We start from the raw sequence: 11,819 nt of genomic DNA, 5'->3' as shown, positions 1-11,819 counted from the left end.
GATTCCTGGATGGGGGCACTGAGATCAGGGCACCCATTTTAGGCGGGCGTCCCGCCCGCCCCTGCCGCCTCCCTGGCCTACCAGCCCCAGCCGATGTGCAGCGGCAGGTACACCACCATCCCCACGACGATGGTGCCCAGGATGCCGCGCTTCCAGAAGTAGTAGGCGCTCGCCAGCAGCACGGCCGGCAGGCGCGCGTCCTTGAAGGTGTCGAGCAGTTCGCCCTGGGTCATGAGGATTTCGGGCGCGATCACGGCCGTGAGCGCGGCCAGCGGTGCGTACTTGAGGCCGCGCTTGAGCCAGTCGGGCAGGGGCAGCTCGCGCTCGGGGATCATGAAGAAGGCGCGCGACACCACTGTGATGATGGCCAGGCCAAGGATGGCGATGGTGGTCTCGATCCAGTGGCCGCTCATGGGTGGCGCTCCTCGCGCAGGGGCACCACGTCGCCATCCTTCATGTGCTGGCGCTCCTCGGGCGGCATGACGCTGTTGGCGGGCACCAGCAACATTTCGGGGTGGCGGTTCTTGCGGCGCCGGTCCACCGCCTCGATCATCAGCCCCACCGCCACGGCAGCCGCAATGGCCACCAGGATGTTGAGCTTGAGCGGCAATGCAAAGGCGGCCACGGCGGCCGTGGCCGCCACGCCGGTGGCCAGCCAGGTGGCCCGGTCGAACAGCAGCGACAGCAGCACGCCCAGCAGCGCCAGCACACCCGCAAAGCCCAGGCCCCAGGACAGCGGCACGGCATTGGCCAGCAGGATGCCGGCGATGGACGGCACCTGCCAGGCGATCCAGTTGGTGGTGGCCGCCCCCCAGAAGTAAGGCATCTGCTCGGGCTGGGGCCTGGGCTCAGGAAAGCGCTTCATGAAGGCCACATAGATCACGTCACCGCTGAAGTAGCCAATGGCCAAGCGCTCGCGCAGGGGCCGATGGGCAAAGTAGCTGCGCCACATGCTGCTGAAAATGACGAAGCGCAGGTTCACGCACGAGGCCGTGAGCCAGATCACCCACAGCGGCGCTCCCACGGTAAGCAGCGGGATCACGGCCAGTTGGGCGCTGCCCGCATAGACCACCAGCGACATGAACAGCGCCAGCGACACGGACATGCCGCTCTTGACCATGGCCACGCCGGTCACCAGGCCCCAGGCGGCAATGCCCAGGGAGGTGCCCGCCATGTCCACGGCAGCCAGGCGGAAATGGGGATCGCGGACCGTGCGGGAGACCTTCTGCGCCAGCGTGCTCATGGCGTGCCGCTGGCGTCAGAGGCACTGCCCAGCACGGCGCCGGGCTGCAGCTCGTCGAAACCGCGCAGGAAATCGGCGGCCGCCAGGCGCTTGCCGCCCGCGCGCTGCAGGGTGGTCAGGCGCAGGCAGCCTATGCCGCAGGCCACAATGACACCGGAAGCATCGGCGGCCAGGACCTGCCCGGGCACGGCACCTGCGGGTGCGTCCATCGCCTCGGGCGATGCACCCCACAGCTTGATCGTTTCAGCCCCCAGACGGGTGCTGGCACCGGGGAAGGGATCGAAGGCGCGGATGCGCTGGTCTATGGCCTGGGCCGGCAGCGACCAGTCGACGCTGCTCTCGGCTTTTTCGATCTTGTGCGCATAGGTCACCCCCTCGGCAGGCTGCACCACAGGGGCAAGGCCACCGCAGGCGGCCATCTCCAACGCTTCCACGATCATCCGTCCACCCAGGTCCGCGAGCCGGTCATGCAGCGCAGCGGTGGTGTCGGTGACGGAAATGGCCGTGCGTTCGGTCAACAGCATGTCACCCGTGTCCAGCCCGGCATCCATCTGCATGATGGTGACGCCGGTCTCGGCATCCCCGGCCTCGATGGCGCGGTGGATGGGCGCCGCACCACGCCAGCGCGGCAGCAGGCTGGCGTGGATGTTCAGGCAACCCAGGCGCGGCAGGTCCAGCACCCATTGGGGCAGGATCAGGCCATAGGCGGCCACCACCATGGTGTCGGCCCGGGCGGCCAGCAGGGCCTCGCGCGCGGCGGCGGCATCCTCGGGGTACTTGCCGTCCAGCCGCAGGCTCCTGGGCTGCGCCACGGCGATGCCGTGGTCCAGGGCGCACTGTTTGACGGGGGAGGCCTGCAGTTTCATGCCCCGGCCGGCAGGGCGGTCAGGCTGGGTCAGAACCAGAGGGACGGTGAAGCCGGCCTTCAGCAAGCGCTCCAAGGCCACGCGGGCGAACTCGGGCGTGCCGGCAAAAATGACGTTCATGGGGCTTTTCTGCAACAAAGACGATCAGTCTCGTCCTTTGTCGGTATTGGGAATGTCGTCGGTGAAGCCGATGCGGCGCACTGTGCCGGCAGGGTCCAGATGGACATGGGCAAAACGCGGATCGGCCCCCTGCTTGAAGCGGTAGGTCCAGATGTCACCGTCCCAGCGGGCCACCCGCTCCACGCGCAGCGGCGGGCCGAAGGTGCGCTGCAGGTCGGCCAGGGTCCATTGGTCCAGCGGGATGCTTTCGAGCCGGGCCTGGGTCAGGACCTGCTCGGTGCGCACCAGGCGGCCAGTGACGTCGAAATCCAGGTTGTACACCTCGGTGCCGGCGGGCAACTGCGAATACAGCAGGCGCTCGCCCTGCGGCAGGGCGTGGACCGCAGTGGGTGGCCCCAGGTGCGCCACGACCTGGGCGCGCGGGGTGCCCAGGGGCTCGCGCGAGGGCACGGCGCACGCGGCCAAGCCCGCCACCAGCGCCAGCGCTGCGGCGCCGCGCAGGAGGCGGGGCGGACGCATCAGCGGGTCTCCCGCTGCTGCTTGACCATCTTGGTCTTGATGCGGTTGCGCTTCAATGGCGATAGGTATTCGACGAAGACCTTGCCCAGCAGGTGGTCCATCTCGTGCTGGATGCAGACCGCCAGCAGGCCCTCGGCCTCGATGGTGCGCGACTGGCCCTCGGCGTCCAGCGCCTTCACATGCACCGCATCGTGGCGCTCGACCCCGTCGTAGATGCCGGGCACCGAGAGGCAGCCCTCGTCATTGACGTGCTTTTCGGCACTGGCCCAGACGATTTCGGGGTTGATCAGCACCAGGGGCTCGTTGCGCCCTTCGGAGACGTCGATGACCACGAGGCGCTCGTGCACGTCCACCTGGGTGGCCGCCAGGCCGATGCCATTGGCGTCATACATGGTGGCCAGCATGTCGGCCACCAGGGTCTTCAGGCGCGCATCCACGGCTTCGATCGGTCGTGCGACCTTGTGAAGCCGGGGGTCCGGATAACAGAGAATGGGGAGAATTGCCATGGAATCGGGTAATAGATGTCGCTATTTTCGCCACTTTTGCCCCATGCTGCAGATACTCAACTCAATAATCGTTGCCGAATCAAGGGCTTGAGCAGAGAATCTCAGATGGTTTGTAACGTATTTGTCCGGCTGCCTGCATGTGCTGTGCAGCGCGGACGCCAGTGAGGGGGCGTTTCACAATGCATCAGAAAAGGAACAACATGACGGCATTCACCAGCGCGCGGCTTACCGCCCTGGGCGCCCTGACCGTGGCCGCAGGCGCTTTGCTCGTCGCACCGGTCCAGGCGCAAAATCACCCCGTTTCCGGCCAGCAGCGTGCCAAGGCGCAGGAGGTGTCGCAGCGCGGCATTCCCGTGGCCGATCTGGCGCCCAATGCGCCCGACGTGTACGTGGTCAAGCGCGGTGACACCCTGTGGGGCATTTCCGGCCTGTACCTCAAGAGCGCCTGGCGCTGGCCCGAACTGTGGGGCATGAACATGCAGGCCCTGCCCAACCCGCACCTGATCTTCCCCGGCCAGACGCTGTACCTGGACAAGGACGGTGGCTTTGCCCGCCTGCGCACCACGGCACCGGGCGGCAGCGGATCCTCGGACACCGTGCGCGTATCCCCTAGCACCCGCAGCGACAGCCTGTCCAGCACGGCATTGCCGACGCTCAAGCCGCACCTGATCGAGCCTTTCCTCGTGGAGCCGATGGTGGTGGACGCGAGCGTACTGCAACGCGCCCCGCGCGTGATTGCGACCGTGGAAGAGCGCGTGCTGATGGCCAGCGGCGACCGCGCCTATGTGCGCGGAGACGCGGCCACGCCGCTGACGATGGAGCCGGGCGAGCCGCGCCAGTTCCGCGTGTTCCGTGATGCAGTCGCCCTCAAGGACCCCCAGACCGGCGAGGTCCTGGGGTATGAGGCGCAGTACCTGGGCAAGGCCGAACTGGTGCGCGGCGAGAGCTTCGAGAAGTCCTCCAACGGCAAGGGCGGCATCCAGACCGACTACGTCCCCGCCACCGTGGACCTGACGGGTGCCAAGGAAGAAATCCGTGCCGGTGACCGGCTGCTGCCCGCGCCCGCACGCGAATTCATCAGCTATGTGCCCCGTGCACCCCAGGACGGTGTCGAGGCCCGCGTGGTGTCCATCTACGGCAGCTCCGCCTCCGGGGCCTCGGCTGGCTCGGCGGGCCAGAACCAGGTGGTGGCCATCAACCTGGGCACGCGCAACGGCATGGAAGTCGGCCATGTGATGCGCCTGATGACCAAGGGCGACACCATCAAGGACAAGACCGATCCCAAGCTCCCCATGGTCAAGCTGCCCAGCGAGATCAATGGCCTGGCCATGGTGTTCCGCACCTTCGACCGGGTCTCGTACGCGCTGATCCTGGAGATCCGCACCGGCGTGCGCGTGGGCGACCGGCTGGTCAGCCCGCAGGAGTGAACTGCCATCCCTCCCCCACCTGGGTGCTATCGCCCAGGTGCACGGGAGGATGGCGCCAACCCTCTCCCTGAAGCCATCCAGGCAACGCCATGCCCATGGATCACGATGAGTTGCAGGCCTGGCTCAGGCTGACGCTGTCGCGCGGCGTGGGCAATGCCGCCGCGCGCCTTCTGCTGGCCCGGTTCGGTCTGCCGCAAGCCATTTTTGACCAGTCGGAAGCCGCTTTGCTGGAGTGCGTGACCCCTGCCCAGGCCAAGGCCTTGCGTGCCATTCCGCCCACCCTGGCCGACCTGGTGGAAACCACCTGGGAATGGCTGCAGGATGCACCTGAGCCCGGGGCTGCCGCCCGGACGCTGCTCACCCTGGGTGATGTCGGCTATCCCCGTATCCTCCTGAACACCGATGATCCCCCGTTGCTGCTGTACCTGATGGGTCCTGCGGCACGCCTGTCATCCGAGCAGCCGCTGGGCGAACGCCCTTGCCTGGCCGTGGTGGGCAGCCGCAATCCGACGGCCCAGGGCGCGGAACATGCCCGGCAGTTCGCCAGGGCCTTGCACGGTGCCGGCCTCACCATCGTCTCCGGCCTGGCGCTGGGGGTGGACGCTGCCGCCCATGAGGGCGCACTGGAGAGCGCAGACCTGGAGGAAGACCACCCCGCGACCATCGCCGTGGTGGGAACGGGCCTGGACCGGGTCTACCCGGCAGCCAACCGGGCGCTGGCACACCGCATCGCCCGGCAGGGACTGCTGGTGAGCGAGTACCCACTGGGCACACCACCGCTGGCACCCAACTTCCCCAAGCGCAACCGCATCATTTCCGGGCTTTCGCAGGGCACGCTGGTGGTCGAGGCAGCCCTCGCCTCGGGCTCGCTGATCACGGCCCGGCTGGCGGCGGAGCAGGGCCGCGAGGTGTTCGCCATCCCGGGCTCCATCCACTCACCCCAGTCCCGGGGATGCCACGCGCTCATCCGCCAGGGCGCCAAGCTGGTGGAGTCCGCCCAGGACGTGCTGGAGGAATTGAGCCTGCCTGCTGCGGCCACCTCCTCGGCCGCCGCCTCTGGCCCGCAAGGCCTTGGCCGCGAGCATTCGCGGCAGGACAGCCCCTTGCTGCAGGCCCTGGGATATGACCCCATGGGCCTGGATACACTGCTCGCCCGCACCGGCATGGATGCCGCAGGGCTGCAGGTGCAACTGCTGGAGCTGGAGTTGGCGGGCAACGTCGCGCGCCTGCCGGGCGGCTTGTTCCAGCGCGTCGGCATGGCGTGACCCCAACCGCCGAAGCGGCTGGACATTTCAGCCCAGCAGGCGTTCCGGGTTGGCGTCCAGCTTGGCCAGCGCATCGCGCGTGGCGCGGGTGGTGATACCTTCCTCGTCCTGCGCCACGAGCAGGCCTGCCTGCAGATAGGCGGCCAGGCGCCGCAGCTGGATCAGGTAGCTGCTGCCGTCCACCGCGGCGAACAGGTGCAGTTGCTTGCGCTGGCTCTGCCAGGCGTACTGCACCTGGGCCGAAGAGCCGTTGTGGTCGAGCGTGTACCAGGTGCCGGGCTTGAGTTCCTGGGCCCAGACGACCATGCCCTCGTCCACGGGGGCCCCGTTGTCGGCCACCACGTGGATGGACGAGGCATCGATGCCCAGCATCATCTCGATGTTGTCGGCATTGAGGGGCATGTCTCCCAGCGTGGCGTCGTTGATGAAATCCTCGAGATTGGCCAGGCGCTTGGCCATGGCGTCGATGTGCGCCTGCGGGATCGACGCGGTCTTGGACAGGAAGGCATCGGCCAGCGTGTCGGTCAGCGTCTTGATCAGCGCGTCCTGCGGCGCATCGTGGATGCCCATCAGCGCCAGACCCTGGCGCAGGCGCTGCAGCAAGCCGGGCAGGTTCTGGATGACCTGCGCCCGGTCGCTGCGGTTGGGCTTGGCACTGGCGGCCCAGACCAGGTCGGCGGCGGTGCGCTTCAGGGTGATGGTGTCGGCATGCTGGGCGCCATCGCGCACTGCCGACAGGGCCAGCACCTCGGCCCAGGTCTTGAACAGGAATTCGCGGATCTCGTCGCGCACCGGCATGTCCTTGAGCATGGTGCGCAGCTCGATGGTGTACTGGATGGCCAGGGTTTCCTTCTGCTCGACCTGCTGGGCCACGGAGACCAGGCGCGAAGTGGCCTGCTTTTCGGTAAGGAACTTGGAGAGGAATTTCTCGAACTCGTCGTAGACCAGCTGGAACACGCGGCGGCCGGTTTCCGGGTACTGCTCGATCACCTGCACCACCCGACGGATCTCGGCCTCCAGGGCGCTGCCGTTGATGCTGGTGGAGTCAAAGCCCATCACGCAGGCGCCCATGCGGTCGATCAGCTGGCGCGCGGGATGGTCCAGGTTGCTGAAGAACTCGGGCTCGGCCAGCGCCACGCGCAGCACCGGTACCTGCAGGCGCGCGAACCACACGCGCACGGCGGGCGGGATGCGGTCTTCGGCCAGGATGCTCTGGAACATCAGGGCCACCACCTCGATGATGGCTTTTTCACCGGCGGTGGAGGCCTTGTTCTTGAACTCGGTGGAGCGCTCGCGCACGGCCCCGGCCAGCTGCACCACGGCCGCCGGGCTGTAGTCCTCCATCAGCGTGGCGATGCCGCTGTAGTAGGTGTCTGCTTGCACGCGCTGCGCCGACAGTGCATGCGCCAGGGCGGCCGAAGCCGGCGGCGCCTTGATCATGTCGAAGCCCGTGGCAGGCTGCGTGAGCAACCGGCGCAGCTGGCCCATGACGCCCTGCGCCCGCTGGCGCGCCCGGATCAGCGGCGTCATGCCGGTTGCAAAGCCCATGCCACCAGGGGGCATGGGGTAACCCTGGCCTTGGTGCATGCGCGCCTGCATGTGCTGGGGGTGCATCTGTTGCGGGTACATGCCTGCCGCCGCCTGGCGGCCTGCAGCCATCGCCTCGCGCGACTGGGCCAGCGCCTGCGACGCCAGGCCACCGGCACCGGAATCGCCGCCCATGCCACCACCTGCGCCCGTAGCGCCACCTACCGTGCGCTTGACACGCGAGCGCAGGTCCGAGGGCACGGCCACGCCCTGCTCCACGTAGAAGGCATTCACGGCCTGGTACTGCTTTTGCAGCACATTCGCCAGCTCGCGCTGCAGGGGGTCGACCACGATGAGCAGGTCGGTGCGCGGCAGCCCCGCATCCACCCACTGCTGCACCAGCAGCAGGCAGATGGTTTCGGGGCGCAGAATGTCATTACTGTCGATCTCCTGGCCTTCCAGCGACTGGGTGCGCTGGCGCAGCGCATCGAACTGCGCTCCCGCCTGTTCGGCCACGGTCAGCGCCATGCGCGAGGCGACGATCTTGTTTTCCACCACGTCGTCGCTGAGCAGCTCGAACGACAGGTTGTTGTTGCTGCCAGCCGAAGCCGTCAGGCCAGGCCGCGCGCTGGCATGGGGCGCCAGCGCCTCCTGCCAGGCGTGGGTGGTGGCAGACACCCATTTGGCATGCAGTTGCTGGTACAGCATCCAGGTGTCGCGCCGGGACTGCATCTCGCGCGCGGTACCGGTCTGCGCGATCAGGGCGCCCAGGAAATCAGCGACGGTCTTGTCCAGCTCCGCCATCCCTGCACCCATCCCCTCGACGAACCGCTGGCGTGCCAGGCGTGCCAGGCGGCGCTGCGGTGAGGGAGCAGGGGAGTTTTGCATGCGCCAATATTAGCGGTTCAGACGGTGGCCCCGGCGTTGGGATCGTTGGGATCGCCGTCCTTTTTGGTGGTGGTCTTGATCAGGTCTTCGCGCTTCACGCCCAGCCACATGGCGATTGCCGCAGCCACGAACACCGACGAGTAGATGCCGAACAGGATACCAATGGTCAGCGCGAGTGCAAAGTAATGAAGGCTCGGGCCACCGAAGAAGAACATCGACAGCACCATCGCCTCGGTGGAGGCGTGGGTGATGATGGTGCGGCTCATGGTGCTGGTGATGGCGTGGTCGATCACCTCGTGCGTCGTCATCTTGCGGTACTTGCGGAAGGCCTCACGGATCCGGTCGAAGATCACGACCGACTCGTTGACCGAATACCCCAGCACGGCCAGCACGGCGGCCAGCACCGAGAGCGAGAACTCCCACTGGAAGAACGCGAAGAATCCGAGGATGATCACAACGTCGTGCAGGTTGGCGATGATGGCCGCCACCCCGAACTTCCACTCGAAGCGGAAGGCCAGGTAGATCATGATGCCCACCACCACCATCCCGAGCGCCATCAGGCCGCCGTGCACGAGCTCCTCGCCGACCTGCGGACCGACGAACTCGGTACGGCGCAGCGTCACCTCTGCGTCCGCAGCCTTGAGGGCCTTCAGAACGCCCTCGCTCTGCTGCGCGGAGGTCACGCCCTTTTGCACGGGCAGGCGGATCATCACATCCCGTGCGGAGCCGAAGGTCTGCACCTGCACGTCCGGGTAGCCCAGCGCCGATACCGTCTCGCGCACCTTGGACAGCTCGGCCGGCTGGCTGTAGGCCACTTCCATGACCGTGCCGCCCGTGAACTCCACCGACAGATGCAGCCCGCGCGTGAGCAGGAAGAACACGGCCAGCGCAAAGGTGATGAAGGAGATCGCGTTGAAGATCAACGCGTGCTTCATGAAGGGGATGTCTTTTTTGATGCGGAAGAATTCCATGGCCGTTGCCCCTTAGTTCGTTTTGGCCACAGCGGTATCGGCGTCCGGCTTCCAGACCTGGCCGATCGATACGCTCTTGAGCTTCTTCTGGCGTCCGTACCACAGGTTCACCAGGCCGCGCGAGAAGAACACGGCCGAGAACATGCTGGTCAGGATGCCGATGCAGTGCACCACGGCAAAGCCGCGCACCGGGCCGGAGCCGAAGGCGAGCAGCGCCAGGCCGGCGATCAGTGTGGTCACGTTGGAGTCCAGGATGGTCGCCCAGGCGCGCTCGTAACCTGTATTGATAGCCGCCTGTGGCGACATGCCCGCGCGCAGTTCCTCGCGGATGCGCTCGTTGATCAGCACGTTGGAGTCGATGGCCACGCCGATGGCGAGCGCCATGGCCGCAATGCCCGGCAGCGTGAGCGTGGCCTGCAACATGGACAGCACGGCCATCAGCAGCAGCACGTTGACCCCCAGCGCGATGCTGGAAAACACGCCGAACAGCATGTAGTAGAAGCACATGAAGGCCGCGATGGCCGCCAGGCCCCAGACCACGCTGTGGATGCCGCGCTCGATGTTGTCGGCACCCAGGCTCGGGCCGATGGTGTATTCCTCGATGATCTCCATGGGCGCAGCCAGCGAACCGGCGCGCAGCAGCAGGGCCGTGTCGTTGGCTTCGGCCGTGGTCATGCGGCCCGAGATCTGCACCCGGCCGCCGCCGATTTCGCTGCGGATCACGGGGGCCGTCACCACTTCGCCCTTGCCCTTTTCGAAGAGCACGATGGCCATGCGCTTGCCGATGTTCTCGCGTGTGATGTCGCGGAAGATGCGCGAGCCCTTGGCGTCCAGCGTGAGGTTCACGGTGGGCTCCTGGGTCTGGCCGTCGAAGCCGGGCTGGGCGTCGGTCAGGTTTTCGCCGGTCAGGATGACCTGCTTCTTGACCACCACGGGCTGGCCGTTGCGCTCGGGGTAGCGCTCGGAGCCGAACGGCACCGGGCCGCGGCCCGATTCGGCGGCGCGGGCTTCAGTGCCCTCATCGACCATGCGCACTTCGAGCGTGGCGGTGCGGCCCAGAATGTCTTTGGCCTTGGCCGTGTCCTGCACGCCGGGCAGTTGCACCACGATGCGGTCCAGCCCCTGCTGCTGGATCACGGGTTCGGCCACGCCCAGTTCGTTGATCCGGTTGTGCAGCGTGACCATGTTCTGCTTGAGCGCCTGCTCCTGCACGCGGCGCGTGGCCTCGGGCTTGATGCTGGCGCGCAGCTTGAATTCGCTGCCGTCCGGCACGCTGGTGCTCACCAGGTCGGGGAACTGGTCGCTGATGAGGTTGCGCGCCGCCGTGAGCGTGGCTTCGTCGCGCAGGCGCACTTCGACGGTCTGGCCATCGCGGCTGATGCCGCCATGGCGGATGCTCTTGTCGCGCAGCAGGGTGCGCAGATCGCCGGCATACGACTCGGCCTTCTTGGTCAGTGCGGCCTGCATGTCCACCTGGAGCATGAAGTGCACGCCACCGCGCAGGTCCAGGCCCAGGTACATGGGCATGGCGTGGATCGAGGTCAGCCACTTGGGGGACAGCGAGAACATGTTCAGCGCCACCACGTAGGAGACGTCGGACTCGTTGGGAACCAGGACCTTCTGGATTGCGTCCTTGGCCTTGCCCTGGGTCTCCACCGAATCGAGCTGCGCCCGCACGGAATTGCCTTCCAGGCTCACCGACACCGGCGTGATGTTGGCCGCCTTGAGCGCCTCTTCCACGCGCTGCAGTACGGAGGTGTCCACCTTCACGGCAGAGGGTTTGGCGGACGACACCTGCACGGCAGGCGCCTCGCCGAAGAAATTGGGCAGGGTGTACAGGGTCCCCACCAGCAGCACGATCACCAGGATCGCGTACTTCCACACCGGATATCGGTTCATGATCGCGCTCTTGCCTCTTGGAAAGCTTCAGGGGGCGCCGCCCTTGCAGGCCGGAACGCCCCGGATACAGGGGGCTGGAAGGCCTTACTTGACCGAGCCCTTGGGCAGGACCTGCACCACGGCGCTGCGCTGCAGCTGAACTTCAACGCCGCTGGCGATCTCGATGTGCAGGAAACCTTCGGACAGGCGCGTGACCTTGCCCACGATGCCGCCAGCCGTCGCCACTTCATCGCCCTTGGCAATGGCGTCGATCATGGCGCGGTGCTCCTTCTGTTTCTTCATCTGGGGGCGGATCATGACGAAGTACAGCACCACGAACATGAGCACCAGGGGCAGCATGCCGGTGAGCGAGGACATCATGTCACCACCGCCCGCAGCGGCGGCGGGAGCAGTCTGGGCAAAAGCAGAAGAAATAAACACGGACGAAACTCCACAACGGATGGTCAAAACACACTGAAAACCGCCTGCAGCGAGCGCCAAGGCGCGCGCTGGGCGCAACAGGACATTGTATGCGGGCCCTTGCCACGCCCCCAAGGGGTATGACCCAAGCCGGCGGCGGGTGTTTGTTGCCTGCCACCGGCCTGCCGG

At 66.8% G+C, this 11,819-nt stretch carries 11 protein-coding genes; 2 read left to right on the top strand and 9 right to left on the bottom strand.

From position 1 onward, the window contains the following. Positions 1-77 precede the first annotated feature (77 nt). The 5 genes from ASE31_RS06330 to def form a co-directional block, all read right to left on the bottom strand. Positions 78-413 (bottom strand): AzlD domain-containing protein, encoded by a 336-nt coding sequence (locus tag ASE31_RS06330; RefSeq protein WP_057200664.1) that lies wholly within the window; start codon positions 411-413, stop codon positions 78-80. Beyond that, positions 410-1,174: an AzlC family ABC transporter permease gene (locus ASE31_RS06325; RefSeq protein WP_235514324.1), complete on the bottom strand. Its 765-nt coding sequence runs from the start codon at positions 1,172-1,174 to the stop codon at positions 410-412. The genes ASE31_RS06330 and ASE31_RS06325 overlap by 4 nt, the downstream gene beginning before the upstream one ends. A gap of 65 nt (positions 1,175-1,239) precedes the next feature. Beyond that, the gene (gene fmt, locus ASE31_RS06320) at positions 1,240-2,229 is read right to left on the bottom strand and encodes a methionyl-tRNA formyltransferase (RefSeq protein WP_057200662.1); all 990 of its coding nucleotides are present in this window, start codon (positions 2,227-2,229) and stop codon (positions 1,240-1,242) included. 24 nt (positions 2,230-2,253) lie between these two features. Further along, positions 2,254-2,748 carry a hypothetical protein gene (locus tag ASE31_RS06315; protein ID WP_057200661.1) on the bottom strand — a complete coding sequence of 165 codons (495 nt, stop codon included), beginning with the start codon at positions 2,746-2,748 and terminating at the stop codon, positions 2,254-2,256. Then, positions 2,748-3,254, bottom strand: a complete 507-nt coding sequence (gene def, locus ASE31_RS06310) for a peptide deformylase (RefSeq protein ID WP_057200660.1) — start codon at positions 3,252-3,254, stop codon at positions 2,748-2,750. Before def ends, ASE31_RS06315 begins: the two co-directional genes overlap by 1 nt. 200 nt (positions 3,255-3,454) lie before the next feature. On the opposite strand from def, the gene ASE31_RS06305 reads away from it, so the two are divergent. Both ASE31_RS06305 and dprA read left to right on the top strand, forming a co-directional pair. Then, a complete protein-coding gene (locus ASE31_RS06305; RefSeq protein WP_057200659.1) occupies positions 3,455-4,681 on the top strand; it encodes a LysM peptidoglycan-binding domain-containing protein in 1,227 nt (408 codons plus the stop codon). Between the two features lie 95 nt (positions 4,682-4,776). Then, entirely contained in the window at positions 4,777-5,946 is a 1,170-nt protein-coding gene (gene dprA / locus ASE31_RS06300; protein ID WP_057200830.1) for a DNA-processing protein DprA, read from the top strand. A 27-nt stretch (positions 5,947-5,973) separates the two neighbouring features. On the opposite strand, the gene ASE31_RS06295 is transcribed toward dprA, so the two are convergent. The 4 genes from ASE31_RS06295 to yajC form a co-directional block, all read right to left on the bottom strand. Continuing rightward, positions 5,974-8,361 carry a DUF1631 domain-containing protein gene (locus ASE31_RS06295; RefSeq protein ID WP_057200658.1) on the bottom strand — a complete coding sequence of 796 codons (2,388 nt, stop codon included), beginning with the start codon at positions 8,359-8,361 and terminating at the stop codon, positions 5,974-5,976. Positions 8,362-8,378: 17 nt separating this feature from the next. Beyond that, complete coding sequence (secF, locus tag ASE31_RS06290; protein ID WP_057200657.1) at positions 8,379-9,332, bottom strand: protein translocase subunit SecF; 954 nt, start codon at positions 9,330-9,332, stop codon at positions 8,379-8,381. A gap of 12 nt (positions 9,333-9,344) precedes the next feature. Further along, on the bottom strand, positions 9,345-11,231 hold the full coding sequence (gene secD / locus ASE31_RS06285; protein WP_057200656.1) for a protein translocase subunit SecD: 1,887 nt from the start codon (positions 11,229-11,231) through the stop codon (positions 9,345-9,347). 84 nt (positions 11,232-11,315) lie between these two features. Continuing rightward, positions 11,316-11,651 (bottom strand): preprotein translocase subunit YajC, encoded by a 336-nt coding sequence (yajC, locus tag ASE31_RS06280; RefSeq protein WP_057200655.1) that lies wholly within the window; start codon positions 11,649-11,651, stop codon positions 11,316-11,318. Positions 11,652-11,819: the final 168 nt, after the last annotated feature.

Source organism: Acidovorax sp. Root217, from assembly GCF_001428645.1.
GTDB lineage: Bacteria > Pseudomonadota > Gammaproteobacteria > Burkholderiales > Burkholderiaceae_C > Acidovorax.
This window is presented reverse-complemented; position numbering and strand designations above follow the sequence as displayed.